The organism is Streptomyces sp. 5-10, from assembly GCF_014712245.1.
GTDB lineage: Bacteria > Actinomycetota > Actinomycetes > Streptomycetales > Streptomycetaceae > Streptomyces > Streptomyces violaceusniger.
Window position 1 is genome coordinate 165,710 of the sequence record NZ_JACVYG010000007.1, and the last position, 25,046, is coordinate 190,755.

42 protein-coding genes and 7 tRNA genes are annotated in these 25,046 nt (G+C 61.9%); all 49 read left to right on the top strand.

The window, feature by feature from the left end; translation table 11 throughout:
• Positions 1-63 precede the first annotated feature (63 nt).
• The 49 genes from IEJ02_RS11805 to IEJ02_RS12045 all read left to right on the top strand — a co-directional run bounded on the left by IEJ02_RS11805 (position 64) and on the right by IEJ02_RS12045 (position 24,952).
• Positions 64-558, top strand: a complete 495-nt coding sequence (locus tag IEJ02_RS11805) for a hypothetical protein (protein ID WP_191064768.1) — start codon at positions 64-66, stop codon at positions 556-558.
• Positions 555-1,100, top strand: coding sequence for a hypothetical protein (locus tag IEJ02_RS11810; protein ID WP_191064769.1), 546 nt, complete (start codon positions 555-557; stop codon positions 1,098-1,100). The genes IEJ02_RS11805 and IEJ02_RS11810 overlap by 4 nt, the downstream gene beginning before the upstream one ends.
• A gap of 391 nt (positions 1,101-1,491) precedes the next feature.
• Positions 1,492-1,752, top strand: coding sequence for a hypothetical protein (locus IEJ02_RS11815; protein ID WP_191064770.1), 261 nt, complete (start codon positions 1,492-1,494; stop codon positions 1,750-1,752).
• 68 nt (positions 1,753-1,820) lie between these two features.
• The gene (locus tag IEJ02_RS11820; protein WP_191064771.1) at positions 1,821-2,936 is read left to right on the top strand and encodes a hypothetical protein; all 1,116 of its coding nucleotides are present in this window, start codon (positions 1,821-1,823) and stop codon (positions 2,934-2,936) included.
• A gap of 257 nt (positions 2,937-3,193) precedes the next feature.
• Positions 3,194-3,571: a hypothetical protein gene (locus IEJ02_RS11825; protein ID WP_191064772.1), complete on the top strand. Its 378-nt coding sequence runs from the start codon at positions 3,194-3,196 to the stop codon at positions 3,569-3,571.
• An 11-nt stretch (positions 3,572-3,582) separates the two neighbouring features.
• Positions 3,583-3,656 (top strand) — tRNA-Pro (locus IEJ02_RS11830).
• Between the two features lie 70 nt (positions 3,657-3,726).
• Positions 3,727-3,803, top strand: a tRNA-OTHER gene (locus tag IEJ02_RS11835).
• An 83-nt stretch (positions 3,804-3,886) separates the two neighbouring features.
• A tRNA-Asp gene (locus tag IEJ02_RS11840) sits at positions 3,887-3,960 on the top strand.
• Positions 3,961-4,107: 147 nt separating this feature from the next.
• Positions 4,108-4,181, top strand: a tRNA-Phe gene (locus tag IEJ02_RS11845).
• A 238-nt stretch (positions 4,182-4,419) separates the two neighbouring features.
• A tRNA-Lys gene (locus IEJ02_RS11850) sits at positions 4,420-4,492 on the top strand.
• 143 nt (positions 4,493-4,635) lie between these two features.
• Positions 4,636-4,712: transfer RNA gene (locus tag IEJ02_RS11855), tRNA-OTHER, on the top strand.
• 92 nt (positions 4,713-4,804) lie between these two features.
• A tRNA-Arg gene (locus IEJ02_RS11860) sits at positions 4,805-4,877 on the top strand.
• Positions 4,878-5,059: 182 nt separating this feature from the next.
• Positions 5,060-5,230, top strand: a complete 171-nt coding sequence (locus IEJ02_RS11865) for a hypothetical protein (RefSeq protein WP_191064773.1) — start codon at positions 5,060-5,062, stop codon at positions 5,228-5,230.
• On the top strand, positions 5,227-5,907 hold the full coding sequence (locus tag IEJ02_RS11870) for a hypothetical protein (RefSeq protein ID WP_191064774.1): 681 nt from the start codon (positions 5,227-5,229) through the stop codon (positions 5,905-5,907). Before IEJ02_RS11865 ends, IEJ02_RS11870 begins: the two co-directional genes overlap by 4 nt.
• Before the next feature lie 126 nt (positions 5,908-6,033).
• A complete protein-coding gene (locus IEJ02_RS11875; protein WP_191064775.1) occupies positions 6,034-6,354 on the top strand; it encodes a hypothetical protein in 321 nt (106 codons plus the stop codon).
• Between the two features lie 19 nt (positions 6,355-6,373).
• Entirely contained in the window at positions 6,374-6,592 is a 219-nt protein-coding gene (locus IEJ02_RS11880) for a hypothetical protein (RefSeq protein ID WP_191064776.1), read from the top strand.
• Positions 6,589-6,771, top strand: a complete 183-nt coding sequence (locus tag IEJ02_RS11885; protein ID WP_191064777.1) for a hypothetical protein — start codon at positions 6,589-6,591, stop codon at positions 6,769-6,771. Before IEJ02_RS11880 ends, IEJ02_RS11885 begins: the two co-directional genes overlap by 4 nt.
• Positions 6,772-6,780: 9 nt before the next feature.
• The gene (locus IEJ02_RS11890; protein WP_191064778.1) at positions 6,781-7,107 is read left to right on the top strand and encodes a hypothetical protein; all 327 of its coding nucleotides are present in this window, start codon (positions 6,781-6,783) and stop codon (positions 7,105-7,107) included.
• A gap of 11 nt (positions 7,108-7,118) precedes the next feature.
• Positions 7,119-7,472, top strand: coding sequence for a beta barrel domain-containing protein (locus IEJ02_RS11895; RefSeq protein ID WP_191064779.1), 354 nt, complete (start codon positions 7,119-7,121; stop codon positions 7,470-7,472).
• Positions 7,473-7,475: 3 nt separating this feature from the next.
• Complete coding sequence (locus IEJ02_RS11900) at positions 7,476-9,197, top strand: SNF2-related protein (RefSeq protein WP_191064780.1); 1,722 nt, start codon at positions 7,476-7,478, stop codon at positions 9,195-9,197.
• A gap of 308 nt (positions 9,198-9,505) precedes the next feature.
• Positions 9,506-9,880 (top strand): zinc finger domain-containing protein, encoded by a 375-nt coding sequence (locus IEJ02_RS11905; protein ID WP_191064781.1) that lies wholly within the window; start codon positions 9,506-9,508, stop codon positions 9,878-9,880.
• Between the two features lie 260 nt (positions 9,881-10,140).
• Positions 10,141-10,824 carry a hypothetical protein gene (locus IEJ02_RS11910; RefSeq protein WP_191064782.1) on the top strand — a complete coding sequence of 228 codons (684 nt, stop codon included), beginning with the start codon at positions 10,141-10,143 and terminating at the stop codon, positions 10,822-10,824.
• The gene (locus tag IEJ02_RS11915; RefSeq protein ID WP_191064783.1) at positions 10,824-11,477 is read left to right on the top strand and encodes a hypothetical protein; all 654 of its coding nucleotides are present in this window, start codon (positions 10,824-10,826) and stop codon (positions 11,475-11,477) included. Before IEJ02_RS11910 ends, IEJ02_RS11915 begins: the two co-directional genes overlap by 1 nt.
• Positions 11,432-11,833 (top strand): DUF6205 family protein, encoded by a 402-nt coding sequence (locus IEJ02_RS48455; RefSeq protein WP_223863696.1) that lies wholly within the window; start codon positions 11,432-11,434, stop codon positions 11,831-11,833. The genes IEJ02_RS11915 and IEJ02_RS48455 overlap by 46 nt, the downstream gene beginning before the upstream one ends.
• Positions 11,834-11,903: 70 nt before the next feature.
• Positions 11,904-12,125, top strand: a complete 222-nt coding sequence (locus IEJ02_RS11925) for a hypothetical protein (protein WP_191064785.1) — start codon at positions 11,904-11,906, stop codon at positions 12,123-12,125.
• Between the two features lie 80 nt (positions 12,126-12,205).
• Positions 12,206-12,415 carry a hypothetical protein gene (locus IEJ02_RS11930; protein WP_191064786.1) on the top strand — a complete coding sequence of 70 codons (210 nt, stop codon included), beginning with the start codon at positions 12,206-12,208 and terminating at the stop codon, positions 12,413-12,415.
• On the top strand, positions 12,412-12,582 hold the full coding sequence (locus IEJ02_RS11935) for a hypothetical protein (RefSeq protein WP_191064787.1): 171 nt from the start codon (positions 12,412-12,414) through the stop codon (positions 12,580-12,582). The genes IEJ02_RS11930 and IEJ02_RS11935 overlap by 4 nt, the downstream gene beginning before the upstream one ends.
• A 9-nt stretch (positions 12,583-12,591) precedes the next feature.
• A complete protein-coding gene (locus IEJ02_RS11940) occupies positions 12,592-13,023 on the top strand; it encodes a DUF4259 domain-containing protein (RefSeq protein ID WP_191064788.1) in 432 nt (143 codons plus the stop codon).
• 260 nt (positions 13,024-13,283) lie between these two features.
• Positions 13,284-13,607, top strand: a complete 324-nt coding sequence (locus tag IEJ02_RS11945; RefSeq protein WP_191064789.1) for a DUF7701 domain-containing protein — start codon at positions 13,284-13,286, stop codon at positions 13,605-13,607.
• Positions 13,608-13,617: 10 nt separating this feature from the next.
• Positions 13,618-14,154, top strand: a complete 537-nt coding sequence (locus tag IEJ02_RS11950; RefSeq protein ID WP_191064790.1) for a hypothetical protein — start codon at positions 13,618-13,620, stop codon at positions 14,152-14,154.
• Positions 14,155-14,665: 511 nt separating this feature from the next.
• Entirely contained in the window at positions 14,666-15,241 is a 576-nt protein-coding gene (locus IEJ02_RS11955; protein WP_191064791.1) for a hypothetical protein, read from the top strand.
• Complete coding sequence (locus tag IEJ02_RS11960; RefSeq protein ID WP_191064792.1) at positions 15,238-15,522, top strand: hypothetical protein; 285 nt, start codon at positions 15,238-15,240, stop codon at positions 15,520-15,522. Before IEJ02_RS11955 ends, IEJ02_RS11960 begins: the two co-directional genes overlap by 4 nt.
• Positions 15,523-15,604: 82 nt before the next feature.
• On the top strand, positions 15,605-15,850 hold the full coding sequence (locus tag IEJ02_RS11965) for a hypothetical protein (RefSeq protein ID WP_191064793.1): 246 nt from the start codon (positions 15,605-15,607) through the stop codon (positions 15,848-15,850).
• 37 nt (positions 15,851-15,887) lie between these two features.
• Positions 15,888-16,202 carry a DUF4031 domain-containing protein gene (locus IEJ02_RS11970; RefSeq protein ID WP_317985775.1) on the top strand — a complete coding sequence of 105 codons (315 nt, stop codon included), beginning with the start codon at positions 15,888-15,890 and terminating at the stop codon, positions 16,200-16,202.
• A gap of 4 nt (positions 16,203-16,206) precedes the next feature.
• Entirely contained in the window at positions 16,207-16,587 is a 381-nt protein-coding gene (locus IEJ02_RS11975) for a hypothetical protein (RefSeq protein ID WP_191064794.1), read from the top strand.
• 19 nt (positions 16,588-16,606) lie between these two features.
• Positions 16,607-16,942 carry a hypothetical protein gene (locus tag IEJ02_RS11980; protein WP_191064795.1) on the top strand — a complete coding sequence of 112 codons (336 nt, stop codon included), beginning with the start codon at positions 16,607-16,609 and terminating at the stop codon, positions 16,940-16,942.
• Between the two features lie 652 nt (positions 16,943-17,594).
• Complete coding sequence (locus tag IEJ02_RS11985; protein ID WP_191064796.1) at positions 17,595-18,056, top strand: hypothetical protein; 462 nt, start codon at positions 17,595-17,597, stop codon at positions 18,054-18,056.
• Positions 18,057-18,065: 9 nt separating this feature from the next.
• Complete coding sequence (locus IEJ02_RS11990) at positions 18,066-18,554, top strand: hypothetical protein (RefSeq protein ID WP_191064797.1); 489 nt, start codon at positions 18,066-18,068, stop codon at positions 18,552-18,554.
• 120 nt (positions 18,555-18,674) lie between these two features.
• On the top strand, positions 18,675-19,337 hold the full coding sequence (locus IEJ02_RS11995) for a hypothetical protein (RefSeq protein ID WP_191064798.1): 663 nt from the start codon (positions 18,675-18,677) through the stop codon (positions 19,335-19,337).
• Positions 19,321-19,521 (top strand): hypothetical protein, encoded by a 201-nt coding sequence (locus IEJ02_RS12000; RefSeq protein ID WP_191064799.1) that lies wholly within the window; start codon positions 19,321-19,323, stop codon positions 19,519-19,521. The genes IEJ02_RS11995 and IEJ02_RS12000 overlap by 17 nt, the downstream gene beginning before the upstream one ends.
• An 81-nt stretch (positions 19,522-19,602) precedes the next feature.
• Complete coding sequence (locus IEJ02_RS12005) at positions 19,603-19,962, top strand: hypothetical protein (RefSeq protein ID WP_191064800.1); 360 nt, start codon at positions 19,603-19,605, stop codon at positions 19,960-19,962.
• On the top strand, positions 19,959-20,372 hold the full coding sequence (locus tag IEJ02_RS12010; RefSeq protein ID WP_191064801.1) for a hypothetical protein: 414 nt from the start codon (positions 19,959-19,961) through the stop codon (positions 20,370-20,372). The genes IEJ02_RS12005 and IEJ02_RS12010 overlap by 4 nt, the downstream gene beginning before the upstream one ends.
• A complete protein-coding gene (locus IEJ02_RS12015; protein WP_191064802.1) occupies positions 20,369-20,842 on the top strand; it encodes a hypothetical protein in 474 nt (157 codons plus the stop codon). The genes IEJ02_RS12010 and IEJ02_RS12015 overlap by 4 nt, the downstream gene beginning before the upstream one ends.
• On the top strand, positions 20,842-21,273 hold the full coding sequence (locus tag IEJ02_RS12020; protein ID WP_191064803.1) for a hypothetical protein: 432 nt from the start codon (positions 20,842-20,844) through the stop codon (positions 21,271-21,273). The genes IEJ02_RS12015 and IEJ02_RS12020 overlap by 1 nt, the downstream gene beginning before the upstream one ends.
• A gap of 121 nt (positions 21,274-21,394) precedes the next feature.
• Positions 21,395-21,745 carry a hypothetical protein gene (locus IEJ02_RS12025; protein ID WP_191064804.1) on the top strand — a complete coding sequence of 117 codons (351 nt, stop codon included), beginning with the start codon at positions 21,395-21,397 and terminating at the stop codon, positions 21,743-21,745.
• 10 nt (positions 21,746-21,755) lie between these two features.
• Positions 21,756-22,421: a hypothetical protein gene (locus IEJ02_RS12030; RefSeq protein ID WP_191064805.1), complete on the top strand. Its 666-nt coding sequence runs from the start codon at positions 21,756-21,758 to the stop codon at positions 22,419-22,421.
• Positions 22,422-22,878: 457 nt separating this feature from the next.
• On the top strand, positions 22,879-23,052 hold the full coding sequence (locus IEJ02_RS12035; protein WP_191064806.1) for a hypothetical protein: 174 nt from the start codon (positions 22,879-22,881) through the stop codon (positions 23,050-23,052).
• Between the two features lie 158 nt (positions 23,053-23,210).
• Entirely contained in the window at positions 23,211-23,972 is a 762-nt protein-coding gene (locus IEJ02_RS12040) for a hypothetical protein (protein ID WP_191064807.1), read from the top strand.
• A 245-nt stretch (positions 23,973-24,217) separates the two neighbouring features.
• On the top strand, positions 24,218-24,952 hold the full coding sequence (locus IEJ02_RS12045; protein WP_191064808.1) for a helix-turn-helix domain-containing protein: 735 nt from the start codon (positions 24,218-24,220) through the stop codon (positions 24,950-24,952).
• The last annotated feature ends 94 nt before the right edge of the window (positions 24,953-25,046 follow it).

Below are 25,046 nucleotides of genomic sequence, written 5' to 3' on the forward strand. Positions count from 1 at the left end.
TACGGAACCCGGGCACCGCCAGCGTCGAGAGCACGTAAGTGTAAAACGGAAACGGAGAAGACGATGAACCTCGACAACACCAACCTGTACAACGACGACACCAACGGCGCCTACCTGCGCGACCTGCGCGGCACCATCGCCGCCGAGCTGGCCGACAGCCACCCGGGTGCCACCGACGAGCAGCTGACCTACCTCGCGAATCTCCGCGTCGGCATGCTGTTCGCCTTCCCCGGCTCCACCATGGAGGAGATCGAGGCCGAGGCCGAGGCGCTGCACCGCTCCCGGGTCGAGGCGGGCAACCCTCTCGCGGTCGGAGTGGAGGACGCGCTGATCGACACCGTGTACCGCCCGGTCTACGACGCGGCCGTTCTGCTCAAGACCGACCCGGCCAAGGCTCTCCGCAGCAAGTTCGACCTGTCGCTGAAGGAGGCCCGCCGCATCGCCGCGCGGATCACCGAGTCCGGCAAGGACGGCCAGGAGGGCGCCACCTCCGAGCCGGACGAGGCGGCGGAGGGCGCCGCCTCGCTGGCCGCCGTCCCCGAGGACGAGGTCGCGTGAAGCACGTCGCAGCCCAGTTCAAGCGTGCCGTCGCCCTCTATCTGAGGGACGGCGAGTCGCTGCTGGTGTGCGGTCCGGGCCAGGTTCCGAACGTGGAGATCCGCGAGATGGCGGCCCGCTTCGGCGTCTACACCCTGATCGAGGAGTCCCGGGCGGGCTCTTTCGCGGAAATCGTTCAGGCTCTGGACAACGAGAATCTGGACACCGTGGCGCTGGAGGCCGGTTCGCTGCCGATGCGAAGCCTGGAGGCGGCGGTCCGGTACCTGAAGGGCATCAGCCGCCGCGTCATCATCGGCTGCCCGATGCCGCCGGTCAAGGGTGACGTCATCCAGGCCGTGAACGCGCACTTCCAGGAGGCCATGCCGTATCTGGATCGTGTCGTGTACGTGGACAGCGGCGTGACTCTCACGGTCAAGCCGATGAAGCCGGGCGTGCGGCAGTCGGTGGAGATCACCCCGGATGGAGATCTGAACATCACACAGAGGTTCAAGGACATCCCCAGGGGGACCGAGGTCGTCGGCCTTGAGGTCGGCGATCTCTGAGGGGGCAAACGCGGCCCGGGTGGGGCCTGTACAGAGAAAACAGACGGCGCGCAGTCGGCACAACCGACTGCGCGCCGTCTTGTTCCCACGGAAAGGGGAAGAGGAGCATGAACGATTACGAGAAGGCGAGGCGGCTCGCTGCCAAGAAGGGCGGCTCGTTCGAGTCCGCGTCAGCCAAGGCGGCCAGGAAGGCGGCTTCCAGGGCGTCCACTCCGAGTGCCGGTGAGGCTCCTGCGGTGACGGGGGGTCCCATGGATGCCGCGACGAGGGCGTATGAGGGAATCCGCGACTCCTCCGAGTCGCTGGGTCGGCGGCGGAGGAGTCAGCGGTCCATCGAGGATCACAGTGAGGGGTTCGCCGACCGGAGTGCCAGGTCCAATACGCGGTGGTCGTGGCGGAAGCGGTGACGGATGGCCTGCCCGTTCGGGTTGCTCAGTACGCGGATGCGCTTGACCATCGGCTTCCGGGCCTGTCGGAAAGCGCGTTGCTGAATATGGCCGCGATACTGTCCGGCTTGCAGGCATTTCATGGCGTGGATGGCCGGAAGCTGCTGGAGCGTCTTGTTTATTACGTTCATTTCATGGCGGAGAAGGGCGTCCCCTGGGCATCGGAAGCGCTTCCGCGTATAGAGGGAATCAGTAACACGGCGTGAGGTCCGAACGAGCAGGCGAAAAGCCCCCTTCTTAACGGAGGGGGCTTTTCTGTGCAAGGATTGAGAGCATGATGAAGATTATTCCAACAGAAGAGGAGGTACGTCTCCTCAAGTGCTTCAGTGGTGACTACTGGAACCAGCGTGCACGAAAGTACCGGATGAACGGTACGGAGGTTGTGTCCGCCTCCGTGACCGAGTCAGGCGTGGTGGCCGACATTTCCCTCAACGGGGAAACCACGCTGGATGAACTGAAGAAGCAGATCCCACGGATTCGCATCATTCTTGACGTATTGGACTCGGACTTGCTGGACGTCGTGTCCGGAGGCCGGGGGACCCGTGCGCAGATCGCGGTGCGGACCCGGCGCATCACCGACACCATGGACATGCTGTGGCATCCCGGGATCACCTCGCTCGGCGTGGACACGATCACGGGGGAGGAAATCGACGTCCCATGGGATCAGCGCATCCTGTTCTCCGGGTCGTCCGGATCAGGTAAGTCACGCAGTACTCGGCCGGTCATGGCGCGTGCGGTGGTCGACCCCCAGCACATGGTGTCGGCTTTTGTGGACGGCAAGGGTGAGGACGCCACGGAATGGCGCGGCGTGGTCCCGGTTGCCGTGGACGACGACGAGATCATTGACGCGATCGAGCTGGAATACGCCGAGATGATCCGACGTAAGAAGATCATGAGCCGCGAAGGTATCGGCTCGTGGGATCTTTCACTCGGCCCGCGCAGGCTGTTCGTTGTGGACGAGGGGCAGGTCGTTCTTGCGATCGTGAAAGCCGAGGACAAGCGGCGGGGGAGGGTTCAGGATGACGACGAGGAGTTCGACCCGGATGACGACGATGTTCCGGTCGAGCAGAAGCTGATCAGGTTGTCATCACAGGCCCGCACCCGTGAGCAGATCATGATCTGGTCCACGCAGTACGCCATCACGGGCGGCCCGGCTCCTGGTATCACCAACCTGATCCGGGCGAACTTCGACTACAGCTTCTGCCTGCGAGTGAACTCGCGGAAAAACACGGAAGTTGCCCTTGGCGAGGACTGTGGCGTCTTCCCGCACAAGCTCCCTCGCGAGACCTGGGTTCGCGGCCACGGCTACCTGAACACGCACAACGAGAACCTAATCCGCACATGGAATGTGCCTAAGGAGTCGATACGCTCTCTGGCAGATTTCCGGTAACAGGTTCCGGGTGTCCCGAACTTGGGTGACAGGAATCGAAGTTGATGGTACGCTAAAAGCGTCTGATGGAGACCCGGCAAGGCGGCAAGAACCCTTGCCGGGATTCCTGACAGTGCAACGGGATATGGCGCAGTCGCCTTGAAGGTGGGAGATTGGACAGGGAATTCAGGGTGGCTCGTGCGGCGGGGATCTTGGAGAGCGAAGGGTGCTTCATGATCAAAACTGGCACTAAAGCCTATCCTGTCATAACTTGCCAAATGACCGACCTGGACGTGATCAAAGAACTTGAGCATCTTTTTGGCGGTTCGTTCTACAGGAGAGAGCCAGGGAAGAAGCACTGGAAGGTTGTCTACTCCTGGACCGTTCGAGGCGAACTGGCCATCAAAGTGTTAGGTGAAATTCGTAAGTACATGTTCGCTCGACGTGGCTTCAAGATTGAGGAAATTCTGGAAGCTTGGGAAAGCGATGCCGAGGCAAGAGAAAAGCGTGAACGATTTTTGGATAATGTCACGCAGGCGGCAAAGGAGTATATTGCCGCACGAGGCGGAGTTTCGTGCAGGAGTGTGGCGCGGAAGTACGGCGTCAGTAACCATGCCGTGAAGAAGTATGCATCTTCGCCATCCCTGTGGGTATAGAATATTTTCTTCGGAGTGTGGAGCAGTCAGGTAGCTCTCCTGTTTTGGGAACAGGTGGTCGCCGGTTCGAATCCGGCCACTCCGACTGGTTTCCGGGGGTCCGCTCTGGTTCATTCCTGAGCCTGGACGGTGTACGGCCTCCGGAAGCCTGGATGAGAGGTGTGGCGAAATTGGCAAACGTTGGCGGTGGTGCTGCCAAACCACCTTGCGGGTTCAAGTCCCGTCACCTCTCCTGTCGCCATTGAGTTCGATTCCTCAATGTGCCGACACCCCTGGAGGGTAGCTCCGGCCAAGAGAAACGCCCCCCAGGGGCAAGCTCGTGTAGCTCAGCTGGTTAGAGTGCCGCCCTGTCAAGGCGGAGGTCGCCGGTTCAAGTCCGGTCACGAGCGCAGGCTTTGGGAAACGTCACCGATTGTACACATTCCCGGCGGCCTTTCGGTGGCGGTGAGAAAGTCTGGTGAGTACTTCTCCAACCCCATCCCAGGAGGAGATGCAACAGGGTGGGCCCCGCCTGAACCGAAATCAATGGGGCACATGGATCTGTAGCTCAGTCAGTAAGAGCGCCCGTCTGAAAAACGGGAGGCCGCAAGTGCGATTCTTGCCGGATCCACGGAAGTCCTGTTATGCAGTCGAGGGCGGCGTCGGGACTCCTTGACGGAACACAAGCCCCTGTAGCTCAGAGGAAGAGCGGCCGAAAAACGGAGCGGCGGCATGGTGGAAATGGGTTTACCGGATGCACCGAATGGCTCTCGCAGGGTCTGTAGGGAAGCGCGTTATCCCGCCACCTAACGGAGAAATCCGGGCGCAGGTTCGAATCCTGTCAGGGGCGCGAAACAATTAAACATCGAGCGCCTGTAGCTCAGTTGGCAGAGCGGTGGACTTTTAATCCTCTGGTCGCTGGTTCGAGTCCAGCCAGGCGCACGGCGGGCTCCCTCCGGAACCCTTACCCGGAGGCAGAGGAGGCCAACTTCCAGTGACACCCGCGTGGTGGGTTCTCCTGGATGCAAGATCCTCTGTGTCGTAGTAGCGACACCCGCGCTTACCTGGATGCAAGTGAGTTGCAAGGGCGTGTAACCCAACTGGAGAGAGGTATCGCTGAGATAAAGGCGAGTCAGTGCTGGTTCGAATCCAGCCACGCCCACGCGATGAGTATGACCTGCGGCAGACTTCCGTTTCAAACGACAAGATCCGCAGGCCCGGCTGAGCACCCGGGAAACCAACTGCTCACCAAAGAGGGGTGTAGCTCAGGGGATAGAGCAGCGCTTTCCTAAAGCGAGTGTCGCAGGTTCGAATCCTGTCACCTCTGCCGAACCGTACGGCAGATCCCTTCGCGGATCGTCACGGAATGCCGTACGGTTCTCATGCCACCCCGCCCTTCCGGGCGGGGTTTTTTCTTGTCGCACGGACCCGGTGTCGCCGACAGACTATGAGCGGTAGCTCAGAACCCACCAGGCAAGACTGCGGCGTTTCGATGGAAAGGGGACGAACATGGCAGAAATCTCCACAACAAAAACGTACGATCTGACAGGGTTGACCTGCGAAGAACTTGTCCTCCTGCGAGAATCTGTGCGGTACTACTCCGACATGAGGGATCCCGGATCATGGGATCTGGGTACGCTGCGCAGCCTGCTGGCCGCACTGGAAGGAGCGGACGAATGATGGACACGGTCAAGGTCGCCTCGGACCCGGCTTCGCTGACCCGTTCGGAAACCACGGGAACGTTCCGGGTCAAGTTCCAGGACGGGAAGCTGAAGTCCGCCGAGGCAGTTCATGTCACGCCGGAAGAGGCGGAGGAGCCACCTGAGGACCCATCGGGCCCTGCCGAGGATCCAGATGGGATCGGCGGCGTCAGTGAGGCTTCATCGACAGTCGCCGACTCCGAAACTGCGACACTGAAGACTCCGCAGAACGACGTGGAGACGGATGTGGTGGAAATTCAGGCACAGACCCCCGGCGGATACCGGGTTCAGTACACCGATGCGGCGCACCGGCAGATGGAGGGCCTGGACCCAGAACTGTGCAACCGAGTGGACGGGGCCATTCAGGCGGTTGCGGCCATCAGTCCCCGGAACCGCAGTTCACAGGTCGGAGACATGGCGGACCGGCGCCGGGTGAAGGCCGAGGGCATGCTGGTCACGTTCTGGCTGTCGGAGCCGATGTCCATGATGCGGATCCTGACGGTGATCGACGTGACGCACGAGGCAGAAACGCTGAACACCGCGAAGGAGGAGCCGACCCCGGTGGTGCCGCTGGCGAGCAAGTCGCTCCCGTATGTGCACTTCATCGACGACCCGGAGGAGTCGGGCCGACGACTGCAAACCCCGCTGGCTTCTTGATCTATCTGTTTTTGCGAAGCCCCCAACTGGTGTTGGGGGCTTCGCTGTTGGGTTCTTGCTAACCGAAAACCCTGTGCTAAAGTAGCACCAGAACCTGCGAAAAACTCGCAGGAGATGGGGAAAATCATGCAGACTCTGCGCAACACCCCGTACGTCGCCGCCTACCTGGGCGTCACGGCCACCACCATCAACAACTGGGTGAAGAGCCAGCCGGAGGGATTCATCCTCCCGTGTGCCGTCATCAAGTCGCTCGACGGCAAGGAGAGGCGGGTCTGGAGTGACGCTCAGCTCACCTCTCTGCGGACATGGGTTGCGGAGCGCCTGGGGTTCGACGAAGAGAAGGCCGCGCGACACTGGAAGTCCGTGGACGACGGCATCACCGAGAACCGGCGTGTCCACATGGATCAGGTGCACAGCGACCAGCTCCTGTTTGACATGTCAGCCTGACCATCGAAGGGGAAACTTCATGACCGACCGGGATCAGCACCTGGTCCAGCACGACTGCGCGATCCTTGGCGTAGCACTGGCCTTGGCCGTGATCAGCGTTGCAGCGACCGGCAACAAGTTCGTCTTCGCTGCCACCTTCTTCACGGTGGCCGCGTCCGGCATCGGACTCATGCGCATCGGTGCAACCCGGCGGCTCATCAACGACGGCGTATCGGCGATCAGCCGGAAGGGCGCTTGATGGAGACCGTCCTACAGCCTGGCGTGCCCCTCGGCGTTGTTGCCGGGATCGGCGCCTACCTCGGCTGGTGGGCCTTCTTCGGGGTGGCAGCCGCGCCTGCTTGCGTGGCTGCCCTTTCTGTTCTGTCTGTTTTCGTTCTGACCATGTCCGGCATCACAGTCCTCGTCTTCGGTATCTGAAAGGCAATCATGAGCAACGTTCCGCACGAGGAAGCAGCGAAGAAGACCCACCCCCGGGCCAGGCAGTTCACTCCAGTGAGGAGCGCGTTCTCGCGTGTCCTCGGTTGGACGTTCGAGATCCCGCAGGAGGGCAGCCATGCCATCCGGCACGGATGGGTGACGCTGGACTGCGTTGTCTCCAGTGACAGCCTGTCGAGCCGTTTGTATGCGCAGCGCAACTTGAAGGCGTTCCTCAAGTCCCGCAAGGGGTCATCCGGTTCGATTCACGCACAGAACACCGGCAGCGCCACGGCGACCGGTGACGGGGATGCCGACACCGGCATCAGCAGCCAGTAGAGGGGCTGGGCGTGACTCGACTTGAAGGAATCAGGAAGGGTGACCCGCTCATCCTGGTCGGCTGCAATCGACTTCGCGGCAACCAGCCGGTCACTGTGTCCCGTGTCGGCCGTTCGTACATCTATGTCAACGACACAGATGGTTCCGAGATGCGGCGGAAGTTCGACCGTGAAACGGGCGCTGAGGTGGACGCGTGCGGCTCCCCCTGCCGACTCTATACGCAGGTGCAGTACGACGAGCGGAAGCAGCGACAGGAACTTCTGGACGGACTCCTGGCTGCCGGAATCAAGATCGACGCCAATCGACGCTCGGACATCTCCACGGACAAGCTCCGTGCCCTCCTGGACGTAATGAAGGCCGACTGACATATGAAGAAACTGCGCGCATACCAAGAGGAGTCGTTGAGCATTCTGGCTCGCGACTCCTCTGGTCTTTTGGCTTCCGGACTCGGTTCCGGCAAGACGCTCCAGGGAGTGGAAAGGGTCCGCCAACTGAAACTGGGCCGCGTCCCCCGCGTACTGGTCGTCGCGCCCGTGAACACCCTCGGGCAGTGGAGAGATACGTTCGCCGAACAGTTTCCGAGCCTGAAGAATTCGCCTTACCTGCGAATCGCCGGAACTCACAAGTCCGATCCTGAATCCTGGAAGATCCTCGTCGCGAAGAAGCCGGGGGTCACGCTGATCGGATGGGAGGCGATGCGAGGCCGGGTAGACATCGAGACGAAGGCCGCGCACAGCCGTGCTGCCACCAAGGAGCCGAAGCTGACGGTGGCTGCCATCCGGCAGGCCATGAAGGACGGCACCGTTCCCCCATGGGGCCGGGTAGGGGTATTCGATCTGGTGATCGGGGATGAGATCCACCGTATCGCGAACCGAAACTCCGCGCAGACTAAAATCCTGAAACTCATTAAAGCTGATCACAAGTTGGCAATTTCTGCCACATTCAGCGGGAACAAGGAAGAAGGAGCCTGGTCGATCCTCAACTGGCTCTGGAAAGAGAAGTACCCAAGGTTCTGGGACTGGGCTGAGGAATATTTGCACATCGAACCCGAGAAAGTGTCCCACACCAAGACGATCAATAAGATCGGGGGGGAGCTGAATCCCGGCGCGATCTGGGATGCGATCCCCTGTGGGGTCCGGCATCGGACGGAGGACATCGGCATCGAATTGCCGGAGGTGATCCAACGGATCGTCAAGGTCCCCATGGGCAAGGTGCAGCGACAGCAGTACGACGACTTCGAGCAACAGGCGTTTGCCTGGCTGGACGACCACCCGGTAGGCACCCCACTGCCGATTACGCAGAGGATCCGTCTCCGGCAGGCGGCCCTCGGGCAGTTGAAGGTAAGCGAAGTGATCAAACGCGTCTACTACAATCTGTCGGCTCCGGAAAAGCAGATTGCCCGAGCCTGGCTGCACTACCGGACCGAGCATGCTGGAGCCGGACAGCAGGAATTCCTGGAGGTGTATAACGACAGCCTCGCAGAGGATCGTCAGCCTCTGGATTCTGCGCGTCTCTTCAAGGTGGTGGAGAAGCTTCAGAAGTACGACGAGGGTATCGAGTTCGAAGACTTCCATGAGCGGGATGAGATCGACTTCAACGAAAAGGGTGACCAGTCGAAGCTCGCGGCGGTGAAGGAGATCATCGCGGACCTCCCGGACGGGGAGCGCGTACTTGTGTGGGCACCCTTCGCAAAGTGGGCGCGCATGGCCGTGTCCAGCCTGAACAGGGATCGGTCCATCTCTGGCGTCGCCAAGTACTGGGGCGATGTGCCGACTGGTTCTCAACGTGACTCGTTGAAGGCGGAGTTCATCCGGGGGGATGTTCGTATCCTGGTCGCCCACCCGGCATCCATGTCGGAGGGGACCGACGGTATGCAGTATGCGTGCCGATGCGAGATCATCGCCGCGCCCAGCGAGAGCGCGTTGATCAACGAGCAGGCCGAGGGGCGGCTGTACCGGCCGGGGCAGAAGTCCCCGGTGCAACGGTGGATCCTCCAGTCCGAGGACAGTATCGACACCGACATTGCGGAGACCCTGGAGGGTCGGCGGTCCCGTATGCGAACGCTCTACAAGGACGACTTGGCGGCATAGTGAGCCAGTGAACTGAAGAGCGAAGGAGTTAAGGCATGGATGGTTTTTCGCGTCATGTAGACCGGAGTTTCGAAGGTCAGCTTGGTGGTGACTCCGTGGCGACAAGGACAGCAACTGTGCTGCGACGTAACGGAATCACCACTCTGTCGCAACTTGCGTCGATTCTGAACAACGGCGGACCCGATCGGCTCAAAGCTGATCTCATGGGCATGAGGGGCATGGGTCACGGACTTGCGGACCGTGTCCTGCGGACCCTTGGAGTCCAGACCGGACCCAGGGAGTGCAGGCCAGTCAAGGTGAGGGACCGGGTGGACTATCCCGAGGAGATCCGAAGGCGTTCCTGTCCGACATGCAAGGCGGATTCCGGAGAGGCTTGTCGGAGCAAGAGCGGGATCCCTCTCTCGGCGGCGCCCCATGCGGCGCGCCGGGATGCGGCGTTTCCTGTCCTGACGGAGCTGGGGTCCGGGTACATCGGGTCGCACACCAGGAGTGTGCTGCTTCGTCACAACATTGGCGCGTTGAAGGATCTTGAGCCGGTTCTCCGCGAAGAAGGCGTCAAGGGGCTCAGGTATTTCCTGCTCGACATGAGGGGGATGGGCGAGCGGTTCGCCGAGCACGTCATCCAGACGCTCGTCGCACAGGGTGAGGTTTCGCGGTCGGAACTCATGGATGCGGACGCCTGATGTCGAAACGAAAAGAGGGGCTTCGCGATCTGATTGCGGCAATGTGTTTTTGTGTGACCTGCGTTGCTCTCTACGCGTGTGGCTGCTTCCTGATGTATGGCCAGTGGCCGCGATGGAAGTGAAGAGGCGCGTTTCCACATTGCTCCGACCTGGGGCAAAACGTACCAACTCTCCTTGACCGGGCATGAGTTGGTGTCATACAATGTCAGACAACGGCATCGGTTGAAGTTCTTCGGCCGATGCCCCCGGAAGGAGGAGACGTGCCCACACGCACGTTCAAGGCGACGTGGCTCAACGACAACAGGATCTCGCCCGGACGCGGGAACAAGTTCGTCGTTCACTGGGAACACGTCGAAGACCGGCGATGGCACTCCGTCTGGGATGTGATTTTCCGGCATGAAGGCCAGTTCTGGAAGGTCTCCTACCAGGAGCCGTCAACCGAAACTCAGGAAGGACACGACCCCTGGGGTGAGGAAGACGAGGTCGAAGCTGTTCAGGTCGAACCGGTTATGGCGCCCGCCATACTGTGGAGCCCTGTCGGTCAGTCGGCTCCGAACCATCCCAGTGCCGCAGCGCTCAATGCCGCAATGAAGGCCATTTCCGACGAGAACGCCAAGCTCCGCAAAGACGTTGACGACCTGCACTTCGGGATCGGTCAGGCCGCGCGGGAGGCGTTCGCTCAGCGCAAGAAGCACAAGGAAGAGATGCTGCGGCTTCATCCCGCATCGGTGGAGCGGGCCCTCGTTCACCTGATCGCCACTCTGGACTGCGACCTCCATAAGAACATCAAGTGCAGTGAAGAGACCGGCGAGAACCATTACCCGAAGATCGCCGAGAAGTTCCTGGAAGATCTCGCGTCCATCGCCAAGGAGTCGTACGCCCTGAAGAGGGGTGGCCGCACCGAACGCACAGGGCGGCCAGCCGAAACAAGCGAGGTGATCTGATGGGCTGGGCAAGCGGAAACGAGGTCTTTGACCCGGTAGCCCAGGCCCTCATCGACGGCGGGGCGGATGACGCGCTCAAGAGGGCCGTCTGTTCGGCGCTGATCGGGTCCCTCGTGGACCGGGGGTGGGACACCGAGGGCGAGTCTCTGGGTATGTTCCAGGATGACGCCGCTATCGTCGCAGCGTTCCGGGAGCACGGTGTGGTGATCCCCTGTCATGCAGAGCACCATGACCACCCTTGGCCCTGCGAGAAGGAACGCGGACACTTCGACAGCCATCGAGCCTATGTCGGCAACACGTGGACGGACCTTGATCTCCTCGATGGCCTCATTGGGGCGTACGTCGACATCACAGATCCCAACGGAAAGGGAATGGCGGGCGTTGTGGTGTCCGTCTACCCGAACGGCCGGGAGGTGCTGAACGGAGTGCCTGGCCGTCTGATCGTCGTCGACTACGGCTACGAATGGTTCGTCACCGAGAACACAGTCGTACGCGTGACGGAAAACCCGGAAGACACAGGCGGCCTCGACGTCGAATGCACCACCTGCCCCGCCTGCGGTTGCCCCGGTAGTAACTTAGCCGACAACAAACCCGAAGGGGGAATGAGATGGGGACATATATCTCGGGTGAGATCCGTATCGATCCACCACTGAACTGGAGCGAGATCCAGGAGCTTCCGGGTCGCCTGAATTCAGGGAGGGGTATCACGAGGGACCCCGACGTCAAGCTGCGGGTCACGGAGCAGTCGATGGACACCAAGGATGGTGAACTGATCAAGCGCACGGCGAGCGAGATCATCCCATCCTGGTCCGACGCGTACAAGGCGTACCACATCGAAGAGCATCTTCAGCAGATCGTCGACCTCTACCCCGGTCGCACCTTTACCGGATACCTCGAAGGGGTCGGCGAGTACACGGGCTACGAGCCTGACCTGTGGCGGCTGGCTGTCGTGAACGGCAAGGCGGTGAAGTTCAAGCCGGAGATTCTGTGGCCCGAGGAGGTGCGGTGAACTACTGGGATCACGCACAGTCTTCGGCTCGATCGAGTTCTGCAACATCAACTGAAAAGGGGTAAATACTGTGAAGCTCTGGCTGGTCAAGCGCACCGACAGCGACCAAATGGACTACGAGGAGTACAAGACCGTCCTGGTTCGCGCCGCGAATGCCGATGAGGCTCTGCGTATCGTCTGCGAAGAGAAGAAGATGAGCGGGTTCCGTGCGGACCGATCGAACGCGGTAGCCGAAAGGCTCACCGTCGATGGCGCACGCGGAGTCATTCTCGCCGACTTCACTGGCGCCTGAACGACCTGCCCCAGTCGTCGCCTTGCCGTACACCCGCGTGTGCGGTTTGGGGTCAACTCGGGTCAAGGAAAGGAAGACAGATGAACATCAAGGAGCTGGAGCCTTTCAAGGCCGAAATCGTCGCCCTCGGCGGGGCGGCCGTCGCCGCCGTCGGGATGCTCACCGACCACGAAATGCTCTCCATCATCGCGAGCACCCCGGGCATCTTCGCCATGTACGGGTCGTACATCAAGGGCGCCGCCAACGCGGAAGACCTGGCCAAGGCCATCGCGAAGGAGATCAAGGAGTGAACGTACCTGCCGTCCGGAAGAACCTCATGCTGGGGGTGGCGACCTTCGGAACGGCTTCCCTGACCGCAGGCATCCTGTTGGGGCACGCCCCCCTGATAGTGGTCGGCCTGATGACCCTCATCACTTTCTTTTTGTGGCTGTACGGACAGAGTCTCGCAAAAGACTGAAAGGTACTTATGGGAACGTTCGGAGTGGGTCCACTTCATAACGACACCGGGCTGGACTTCAAGGACAATCTCGCGATGATGTCCAGCCCGGCGAAACGCCTCAAGTTCATCGCATCTGCTCTGGCGGGTCTCGCTTCATGCGACCCCGTTGAGGATTCGGACGCAGAGCACACCCTCCAGGAAGGCTTGGGAGCGTGTGCGGTCGTTGCTGACAAGATCCGTAACACCTACTACTACCTCCGCGAGCCAGACGACGCAGAGGATCTGAGCCTGGACATGATCCCGGAAATCGATGAGCGGATGCGAGATTTGGCGATCCAGTCCACCCGCAAGGCCCTCGGTCTGGCCAGGCATCCGGCGATGCTGGCATGGCCCACGGTCCATGACGAGCAGGCGTACATCGATGAGCTGGGCCAGTTGATACGCAAGCTGGCCCGGTAGGCAGATCTTTGGAGGAGGGAGGGGTGATGGGGCGTCACGCGAGGAAGGCGCAACGACTTCCGGCATGGCGGGGTTTTCTGTTGAGCCTTGCGGGTCTGACGGATCTGCTGACGGTCGGTACTTCACGGCCGGAGATCTGGCGCTGAGGGCGGTGTTTCCAGGTGACGGAAACACGGGGACGGCGATGAGGGCGCGACGGCATACACCGTTTCCATCGCCGTCCCTGGCCTATGGAAACGCACGGAAAAGGGAAGAATGCGATGGAAATTGGCAACGGCAAGAACTACGTCGACAGCGTCCGCGAAGCACTGTCACAGAAGATTCCGGACGCGAATGGGGAGTTGCTGGACCTGTACACCCTGCTGGCCTTCGTCAGGGGAAGCGCGGTGACTCTGGAGGACGTGCACGACGCGTGGTCCGTATGGCGCTCCCGCACGAACCCGCACCACAAGAGCTTGATTCCTTTCGGTGGGCTGGCCCCTGAAGTGCAGCAGCTCGACCAGAAGTATGCCGACGCCATCACCGAGGTTGCCCACGCCGTCCAGGGTGCCATGCCGCCCGGGGAGGCATCCTGTGCGAGGTGAGAAGAGGGAAATGCTGCTCGCGGAGGCCCGTGCCATCGCTGAGGAGATTGCTACGGACCCCGACAGCCCGCGCATTCAGGGGTTCGAAAATCTGAAGAAGAACTTCTCCGATCTGGAAAGCAAGTACGGAAAGGACGGCGTGGCCGCTCTTTTCTCCGCGTTGGCTCGCGCGATCTGCGACCACTGCCCTAACGGTTCACGTGACGAAGCGGGCGTGCCCGACGTCCTGGGACTCACGGACGGCACGATGTCCATTCGTCAGGCTCATCTGACCTACCTGGTCCCCGACAGTTCGCTGGCGAAGGCCCATCAGGAGCTGGTCGGTGGCCCGAAAGCTGGCGCCCTGGACTCTTCGCTGCGTTCGGCGGTGCGCAGCGCGCAGGCCGCACTGGATTTCCAGCTCGCCGTGACGGCAGCGCATGCCGGGGACGCCGCCATGGAGGCGAGGGCTGTCGCCGAGTATGCGCAGCAATCCGGCAAAGTCACCGGCTATGACCGTATCCGGGTCGCAGTCCTCGCCACCATCATGACCCGCTACGGCCGCTGAACAACAAGCAAAGGACGGGGAGAGTTGAACCGGAAATACTGCGCCAAGACCACGGACGCACCGTTCGGGGTCACTGAAGTATGTGACGAGGTTGCCACCTGGCACGTCGCCACCAAGGGGGCCGACGGGGGGCGCTGTTGGGCTGCCCACTGCGATGAGCACGCCTTCGCCGCGATACGGGCGGAGGACGCCGACGTTCTGGAGATGCACCGTGTCGGCGGCGGATGCGCCGAAGGGCACCTCAAGGACATCGCGGCACTGCTCCAGCCATGCCCGCCCCCTGATGTGGCAAGCGGCTACGATCTGTGCCCCGTTCACCCTGGGTCCGCCTGGCCGTGCAGTGTCACCAAGGCCGCCTGGCTGGCGAGGGGCATGAACATTAATGAGCGGGTCCGTGAGGCCATGAGGGAGGCCATGTCCCGCATGGGCGACGGCCGCGAATGCTAAACCCGCAGCCCGGCCATCAGACGATCTACTCGCGCAGACATTCAGAAGGGGGTGGCTTGACTTGATGGTTACCGACGAGGCGCCGGGCTGGCCCGAACTCCTCCATCAGGACGAGATCTGGATCAACGCCGGACGGCAGACTCTGCGCCTGGACGACATGGATGCCCCGTACTGCGCCAACGTCCACTCGTTCCTCCTGCGTCAGGCGCGACCGCATCTGACGCAGTGCCTGTGGGACATGACTCTCGGGCCCTCGCCGTCGGGAGACGTAGCCTGTGACGCGTTCGAGGCCGAGTATGCAGAGCTGGAGCGCGCCAACGAGGACCCGATCGGGTGGATGACCGGCCAGCCGCTGCTCATCGCCCTCGCCCGGCGGATGGAAGGAAAACCCGCCCGCCCTGAGGAAGCGGAAACAGACATGGTGACCCCCGTCGATTGGGATGACATGGAGACAGATGCGGGGCCTGACTGGCGTGCCGCTCCTCATGAAGGCCCCCGGCAGTATGGCGCGTTGCTCGACTTCGCTCGCTGGGTGATCTCCCTTGATGACGTCGAAGGCCCCGGCGCCGAGGAGCGCCGCACGGTCACCCTCACGAAGATCATCCAGCGGGCCCGGGAAGCCCTCGGTGAGGCCACGTGAACGTCCTGTACTCGTGGTGCCTCGACCACGGCCGCCTGCATGCCTACCGCGCCGAAGAAGACGCAGAGGTATGCACGGCGAGGCGTATCTACCTGGATGCTGTCAGTCGTGAAGCGGTGATGAACCTCAAGGAGACCTGCCTTCCCGGCGTGACGTTCTTCAGTGATCTAGAGCCGATCGTCCAGTGCATCCTGATCGACGACCCGGAGCAGAGGGTGATGATCAGCGCTGGCGGAGGGCTCGTCCCCATCGATACCCCGGACGGCGAACGCGGTAGATAAACGCGGTACGGCTTGCAAAAGGGACCCGTGGAGGAACCGAAAGACGGAAAATCCTCGACGGAGACGAGCGAAGGAAGTGGGAATGAATATTCCTTACGAGGAAATCAGGATCCGGCGTCTGGCGAGAGATGCGATCACGAGGAAGTTCCCCAATGGCGACATCAACCTCATGCTGAGGGATGTCACCCCTCTGGAGAATTCGGTGGTCGTGGGGGTCAACGCCCGGCCAACCGCAAATGCGGTGAAGTCGGCTTTCGTTTCCATCGCCTACCAAGCCGAAATTCTCAACGAAGAAGCGGATGGCGTACAGGTGAGGATTTCCCGCTAGATGCCGAACACGGCGGCTTTCATGAAAGGTGGGGGGCGTGGCTGTATACGTCGACAAGATTCAGGATTGGACATACGTGGCATGGCGGAAAGGGCTCTATTACACGCGCTGGTGTCACCTCACATCCGACACGCGTGAAGAGCTGCACGCTTTCGCCGGTCAGCTCGGCCTGAAACGGTCCTGGTTCCAGGATCACGAAATCCGGTGGCATTACGACCTCACCCCGGGCAAGCGGGCTCAGGCGGTCCGGCTCGGGGCCACCGAGATTGACCATTACAAGATGGCGAAGCTCATGAAAGACCGGCGAGCGGCGCTCCAGAAGGAACTGCCCGGTCCGCAAAAGGGAGGATAGGGGAATGACGGAATCAGCTAATGATTCGCCGCACACGCACTGCTGTCGTCGCCCGGCCGATCCAGTCCGGAAGGCCGGGGAGACCGCGAATGAGGCGCCCGGTGTCCGGTTCGCTCGCATCGCCACCCTCGACCGCCGTCACGCCTTCTACTGCGCTGTGCGTCCAGGCGACTGGGACCGGTTCATCAGCGCCTACGCACGCACGTCCGATCTGACTGTGGAGCCATTCGAGTTCGGCAGCGCAGCGATCCTGGATGCGACCGCAGGTTGGATCGCCGACAAGTCCCGCGAATCCGACCGCCCCCCGATGGTGATGATCGGATCGACCGAAAACGGACGCTGGGTCAACTGGAACCTCCCGGTTCGCCCTCCGACTGTCAGCTGAAGAGGAAAGGAGAAGAGGAATGTACAGCGGAGACTACCGCGAATACATGCAACTGAGGGCCTTCGCCAAGCGCCTGACCAGCTACACACCCGAAGAGCGCAGCCGACTGACAGTCGAGGGGATCGTGGTCTTCGCGCAGAGCGCCCTCACGGCAAGCGACCGCTACTACGAGCGGTACGTGAAGGACGCGGAAGGCTACAGCAACTGCTCGACCAGTGTCGGCAGTATCTACCGGGAAGCCCGCGATGACGGCGCCCCGGAGCGCATCCTGAAGCGCATCGACAAGATAGGCAAGGAGGCCGCCCGACGCGAGGGCTTCGATCCTGTGGTCTTCAACGGGGAGCCTCCTTTCTAGTGAGCGAGAAGGCGATGGAAAGCTTCGTACACAGATGCGGCCAGGTTTACCAGTCCTGCGATCCGTACAGGCGAGCGCATCTGTACTTGATCATAGATGCACTCGACCGCGACAAGGGGATCGCGAGGGTCAGCGCCCCGGGATGCCGGGGTGGCCGGGACCGGAATCGCCGCCTTCGGACCATCAAGCTGTCCTCACTTCACCCCACGGGGATCACGCGTACCGGTGCCCAGCGGGTCACCGGGTGGCGGCTGATCCGTGAAGCACCGAAGCCCGGTCAGGTCATGTGCGTGGGGTGCTTCTACCACTTCGACAGGTCGGAGCTGGATACATGGAATTGCTGCCAGGCGTGCGCCAAGGGGCTGGAGGAGCAGTTCCCCGGCGTCCTTCCTGGCGACGAACGGCGAGCAGGAGGATTGTCATGAATATCCGGAAGCAGGCCAAAGCTCTACAGGCAGGGATCAGGTCCCAGTCGGCGAACGTCCGCCCTGCCGAAAGCCCCGGGGACGACCTCGGTCATGTCTTGTCGCAGCCGGGGTGCTGGTGCGGACAGGAAGAGGGTCACGACTGGCCCGGCAAGGACAATGGGGCACCACACCCTCATTGATCGAGAAGCTGACGGCACATAAGGGTGCGACGGAAGGAGAAAGGCGTGCCGGGCAGATGGAAAGGCTTCGGTCACAAGAGGGCCGGAGGCTCTTCGCGCTACGACAAGAACGGCGCAACCCACGCGCATTACCGGAAGAACGGCGTCGGCACGCGGGTCCACCATGAAGGCCGGGTCGAGGACTGCCCCGATCGAATCTGTCGGCAGATCGCCGAACGGAACGACGAACGGCCATGGGGCGTGATATGCCGACACGGTCGTCAGATCGTTGAAGCAACCCCAACGGAGCACACCTGCAACCGTCCCGTCGATGACCCGCCGGACCTCTTCGAGATTCACAGCACCGGCTTCCGGGTCTGCCCGGCTTGCTACCCAACAGGCCGGATGGTCACCCCGTGGCCGTGCGGGAAGTGCACCCCCGAGGAGTTCGAGGCGGCAGAGCGGGCGCAGGAAGAGGAGTACTACGCCTCCCTCTGGGACGAGTACTACTCCTCGCTGAGCTGCTGAGGAGCAAAGATGTACGTGTTGCCGAAACTGCGCTTGAAGCAGCCGGATCTGATCGAACGGTGGACGGAGCTGGCCGGGTACGCCCGCCAGGTGCCGCCGAGGCCCGGGGTCATCCGGTTTCAGAGCACCCTCATTCCCGAATGGGAGCTCGGGGCCAAGCGGAGCAGGGGAGACGCTTCGATGGTCTTCTTCACCCGGCTCAACGAGGAAGACATGGGGGTCGTCGAGAACGCGGGGCCCGGACAGGATGTCCGGCCGGTGCACACCGAGTACAAGGTCAGCGAGAGGGTTCCATTCATCATCCGGCACATCGGTGTCACGCACATGGTGGCGACCGAAGACGGCGGGCTGGAGCTGGCATCCAAGGACCGCCTCGGCCTGCGGGGAACGTTCCGCCTCATCCGCACGGCCTGGACCACGGACGCGCTTATTCCCAGCGCGCAGGAGCTGGATGAACTGCTGGAATACCTGAGGAATGCCACCGGGAAAACGGAGTAAGCGCGAGCGGCCGTAAGTCACCTTGGGGGCCTGTCGTACGGACGGCACAAAGTGGCAGATCCCCAATCGAAGGCCAGGCGGCGAATACTCCGAGAAGAACCGAACCGGAAAGGGGAAAAGATGACCCACCCGATGCTTGAAGAAGGCTTCAGTTTCACTTCCTACAACCTTGACGGCGCCGTCAAGGAGGCTGCGAAGATTGCGGGTCTCCCCGACGTCTACCGGGGCTACCCCTTGTATACCGAAGGGGGCCCTGATGCTTATCAGATGGGCTACGACACCTCGCGCGGGCAGGAAACCTTCGTTTTCGACCTGGCCGGGATGTCCCTGGAGGGGACGGCAGACCGCTTCCTGCTGTGGTCCGGGGCGGAGGCTGACAGGGACCGCCTTGTCTACATCGCGCCATCGTTCACCCGGAGTTTCATGGACGACCTCCGGAAGCGACGCGGCAAAAACCCCGTGCACTTTCTGCGCATCCCTGAAAACTCCACCGGGTTCGAGGTGTTCGACGAGGCGATGGCCGCACCAGATCAGCCTGAGGATGACTCGGGCCTGGAGCAGGCACTCGCGGCCCAGCGGCGGCCCGAAAAGCCACGCACTCTCGAAGAGGCCCGCGAGATGGTCGAAAACTACGTGGCGAAGGCTCTGGAGCGGGACATGAGTCCGCCGGAGGCCAGTATCGAGGCGATGCGTGTCTGTGCCTGGCTGGAGTGCTTCGCAAAAGAGGATGGTTACGCCAAAGTCACGGGCGAAGGAAGGGGGAAAAATGACCGTCATAACTGAAGTGGACGAATGGTTCATCGAAGCCGGATCCGACGGGAAGTGGGTTCCGGTCACCACGAAAATGCGCAGCCGTGAAGAGGCCGTAGAGCACCTTGAGTGGTACCGCATGACCGCTCTCCCGTCCACGTCACACCGGTTGGTCAGGGAAACAACAGTGGTCACTCGCACCGTGGAAGACGCATGAGGGGGAAATGTGTGCACACCGCAGTCCGTTCAGGCTGCCGCTGATCTGATAGGGCGCATGCTGTCCTGCGTCGATGATGGTATGTACACCGTCACCGCGCTCGCCCGGACCGGCGAGAAGGGCGGACACTACGGCACCTTCACCGCTCTGTTCGATGGTGAGGAAACCTATGGGACTGGCTCAGAACTGGCCTGCGCTGAAGCGGCATCCGTCGCCCTGCATGCCACGGACGGAGGAAACCTGCTGCTGTCCCGTGGGGACACGCCGGACGGTGTATTCAGGGTGCTGGCCTGGCGCCTTCTGGCGGGCGAGGCGATTCCGATGAGCGCCGAGGAGACCCACGAGCTGCACTCGAAGGAGCTCGGCGGCACTCCGGTCATGCCGATGGAGCACGTGGGCTGTTTGGACGCTTACCCGATCCCTGAAGGGAATGAAACGTGAATCTGAACGAAATCCAGAGCGAAATCCAGAATGGAATGCGGATCTATCCCGTGATCTGCTCGTTCTATGTCCGTACACCATCCGAAGATGGCAAGTATCACTACGACCGGCTATCGGTGAAGGGTCGCCACGGAGACGGCAACCTGCACACCTTTCACCCGCCTCACACTGGCGAGTCAATCAGTCTGCGTGACGAGTTCGGGAATTTCAACACAACCGGATTCCGGGTTATCCATCGGGATTGGCTCCATTCGAGTTATGGGTCGGTGAATTGGCCGTACATGTATGAGGGGCCGAAGGAGGGCCCCAGGTTGAACGTGATCGTAGAACCCTTCGAGGGTCCGTTTGAGAATGAGTCGGAACTGAAGTCCCCGATCCAGCTCAAGCAGGAAGAGGAAGACGGGGAATGACCCGGATCATCGAGAACACTCAGCATGAGGCCCGGCACCCCTGGCCCGAACGTATCGAAATCCAGGGCGGAGACCATGGCGTGGTCTTCTCCGGCGAAGGCAACTACCGCACCGCCTTCTTCGAAGCATTCCCCCCGGGCACCTTTCTGCGGGGAGAAGGCAAGACCATCCAGGAGGCGGAAGATAACTGCTGGACCCAGTTTCAGCGCTATCTCAACTGCGACGGCAGCCGCTCCCTGCCCGGCCAGCACGGACCCTATGAGCGCCGTCAGTACCGCAACGGCTCCGGCTTCTGCACCCGATGCGGAATCTGGATGAACCGCGTCCTGCCGGAGCTGCCCAAAGAACCTGACGACCGGCCGCGCACCCTCGCTGAGCGCATCTTCGTCGACAAGGACAAGAACGCCATCATGCAGGCTCTGGAGACTTGGGCCTGTGTGGACGAGCTACCCGAGAAGCCCGGAAACTGATGACCAAGGAGGGGGAAGTGGTGAACAAGGCCCTCCGTGACCATGTCGCGGAAGTCCTCGCCGAGAAGTACGCCCAGCCATGGCCCGATGACCAGCCCGTCAGCGAACGCGTGGACCAAGGCATGGTGCGGCACTTCACGGCCGCCGACGGCAGCCGGGCGATGGCTCCGGTGACTCCCGTGGAGGCGGCCACCGTGGCGGTTGACGCACTCGCCGCCGGACTGGATAGCCGCATCGGCGAGATGCTGCGGCAGGCAGCGGAAGAACGGATCATCGCCGAATGGATCTGCTGTGACCCGATCGACCCGCATCATCAGCTGTGCGTGCAGGGGGCTGCCGCCTTGCGGATGATCACAAGCCTGACGGTCGGTGAGAGCGCTCCGCTGACGGCTGCCGTCATGTCCGCCCTGGCCCCGGAACGGGGTGCGTGATCGGCGAGGAAGTCCGAGGTCGCGCCGAGAGGGGACGTCCACGGCATGACAGCACAAGAGCCTGAGCGGACAGGGCGGTGAGTCCGGCGCGAACGGTACTCAAGGAGAGGGGAAGGCAGCAGTGGGGATCAGTCGCTCCGCCTATGCGGCATACGGAATCCGGGTCGCCGACGACGTCTACGAGGAGATCGACTGGGACCGGCGGGAGAAGATTGAATCGGATCTCACCCCGGGAACTGTCGTGTTCTTGACGGCCGGAGCCTACGACCAGGATATGGCCTTCCTGGTGATCCGGGAGAGCCTGGAGGACCAGGAACCCGGCCGGGTCAAGTACGTGGAGCCGTACAACGCGACCGACACCAGCGCGTATCCATATCCAGACTGGGACTGGGCGTTGGTAAGTGTGGCGGAAAAGTTCGGCCTTCCGGTGCTGTCGCCACCGGCATGGATGTTCGTACTAGATGAGAGCTGAAGAAGGAGGTATGCAGATTTCCAGGGTTCAGGCGGCGGCTGCCTCTCGGACGATGATCGTCACCGGGGAAGCGTTCGCCATGCGAAAGGAGGACATCACCAGGAAGGTGCTCGCCGCCCAGAAGGTCAAGCTTGTTCCCGGAGAGAAGCCCAGGATCTGGGAGATCCCTGACAAGGTGGACAGCTTTCTGCCGACAACATGCCCTGACGTAGATTCCGTTCATTTCGGTCACCCGGCACTGTTGCTGACGAGCCTCGGTTCAACGCCTGTACCCGATCCGGCGATTACAGCGATCTCTGTTTCGAGTGAGGACCGGGACGAGGACCGGGACATCGTGAACGAAATCCTGGCAACGTACCAGCCGGAGGGTCTACGCAAGCCGATCTTCCTGACCCGGGTGATAACAGGGGTCAAGTCGGACGAGGTCCACACTGTCGCCACTGCTGCGGTGCAGGAAGCCATGCGCTGCATGGAGCGGAGGACGTACCTGCCGTCGACTCATCCGGCGGACGTTCGATGGGTTCCGCGCATCGGAAGGAAGCGGTGCAAGTCCCTCCTGGCGGCAACCGAGGGAGGGTCTTACGCCCAGGCCACGATGCTGGGGTCGGAGATGCACGTCATTGCGTGCAGTACGGCCCGGCGAAACTCGCCCGAGCTGGCGCGAGTCGAGATCTAATCCGCCGCGCGGATCTGAAACGGGGTTCATCGAAGCGGCCGGTCTGACTATCCTGAACGTGCTGTTCCGGGTCTTGTCGTCGTTCTTCCGGTGCGCGGAGCGAGCCGTCCGTACGACGGAGAGCGTGACCTGCATCCTGGTGGTGGCCGCTGTCATGGTCCGGTTTGCGGTCTCGGGCAGGAGATGAATGGGCGTTGATGAATCTTCCCTGTCCGGGATTCGCCGTGAGCTGCACCGCCTGGCACCCCTTGCCGACGGACGCCGGAGTCGCCGGTTCTGTGACTGAAGGACCGGCGGGGCGACTGATTTCTTTAGCTCCCCTAACGTTTCCACTCCTCCAGGGATGAAGGAAACGTTGCTTACGGCAACCTTTTGACCTGCGGAAACACCACGGAAACGTATCCGGAAACAGAAATGCACCCGGAAACGCCCAGCTTGGCCTAGGCAAGGACAGGAAATGGACGAAATCGTCACGATAAGCCCGCACGGGTGCGACTGGGTGCAAGACGGACATGAGGAGGAGTCCTGGACGCCCGATCCGCCATGGATGACCGCCGCCTACACGGCCGTCTTCACGGTCCTGACGTACCTGACAGGGATGACAGTTGCAAGGATCCTGTTGTCTTTCTGAGCACTGAAACTTTGCCGAAGCAAATGGTCGAAGTGGAAACGGTGACTATCACCGCCGCCCATCACCCGCCCGCACGAACCAATGCGAAAACTGATCTCCGAAAGCACGGCCAGCCCGCCGGAAACCACGCACATGAAACCCTGAAGGACGGATGAAAAATGGAAATGCTCCCTAACCAGACCCTCAACACCGCAGACAACCGCACCGACACCCTCAAGCGCTCCACGAACTGGATGGGAACAGGCGCCCGCAGGTCCATCGAAGGCGTCAACATGTGGGTGAAAGAGCCCGACGACAAGAAGAAGAGCCGGGCCCGGCTCGGATGGCTCGGAGCAGGTGTCGTGGGCGTCGTCCTGTACGTAATCGACCAGCCTCTCCAGGCGATTCTCGTCATCCCGGCAGGCGCTCTGATCTTGTTCGCGGTGATGGCCATGTTCGGAGACGTCCTGCTGAAAACCAAGGCCAGCGAACCGGAGAAGTCACCAGCGGAGACCAGGATGACGGACCCGGATCCAGTGCCCGAGCCGTCAGAAACCGAGGCCCCCGGGCAGCCGTCCCCGGGGCCCGTGGTGGACCTGGAGAAGCATCCCGAGGACCCCATGCCGGAGTTCCTGGAGGAAGTCCTGGAGGAGGCTTCGGAGGAGCCTCAGGAGCCCCCCCAGGAGCTGCCTGAGGCCGAGACGGCGGAGGAGTCCGAGGAGCCGGTCACCGCACCCCCTGCGGAGCCCCTGGAGGAGGGGCCCGCCGTCCGCCTGGAGGACACTCCGACAGTCCGCCTGAGGGTCCCTGAGGAGCGGGCCGTGGTGAGCCTGGAGAAGGCGGAGCAGCCGCAGCTGTGGCCGGAGGCGACGGCGCCGCTGGGCGGCCAGATCCGCCTGGCGGGCGAGCGCCAGTGGGCCGCCACGGAAGAAGGCTGCTGATCGCCCGCGTTTTCGCAGGTCAGAGCGTTGGGGTTCTCGGCGCCCCGGTGTCCGGACACTCACATTTGGTGCAAATTATAGCAACCTGAAGGCGCCAACTCTGAGTGTCCGGACACGCCCATTCATGCACAAAGAGTGACCAATCGGGCGCTGTCCGGACACTCGCAAAAAGGATCTTCACTAACAAGACGGACACCGTCCGGACACACACATACAGGACAAAAAACACCCGGGGAAAGGAAGCCATGGAAGAACAGATCGTCATCCAGCGCACAGCAGAACAGCGATGGAGGGACTACCAAGACCTCGCGGCCATGTGGAACCGGCAGGGACGGACCGTGCGGCAGATCGCCGCCGAACTCGGAGTGTCCAAGACGACCGCATCCCACATGGTCCAACTGGGACTCGCCCGAGCCGAAGGCAGGACGTTCAAGGCCGCCGACATCCAGGAACAGGAGGAGCGCCCGGCCGAAGCCGACACCCCAGACGAAGACCCCTTGGAGGGCGTGGAAAGTGAACAGCCGGTCGACCCCTTCGAGGCAGTCCGAATCCCACAGGAAGCCCCGCCCGAGCCGGTAACCGAACCGGTACCGGAGGCCCGGGAAGCAGTCACAGAAGAAGGCTCGGCCGAGGCCGCCTGGCCCATGAGTCAGGACGAGATGAAGCACCTGGCCAAGATGCACAAAGCCAGTCACTACGAGCCGGAAACCTGGCCGCACTGGGCGAAGAAACTGGAGCTCAGCATCGACAACCGGGCATGCCTGGCCATGGAACAGCTCTTTCCGGACCAGGCACACCGGGAGAGGGTCGTCTACGAAGACATCAAGACGGCGATCCACACAGGACGAAACAGCCTCTGGAAGTGGACAGGGCTGAACCTCAGCCTCGTACTGCCGCAGCACAAACTGTTCATCTGGTGCCAGATGAACGGCGACGGGAAAACCATGGAGATTAAGTTCGTCAAGCACGACAAACGGTGACGGAAATACGGACAGGCTCGGGTTGGCAAACACTTCCGTTGGCCACTGCAAATCTGGTGCAAACGGATCCTGGATACGCCAACTCGAACCCGGA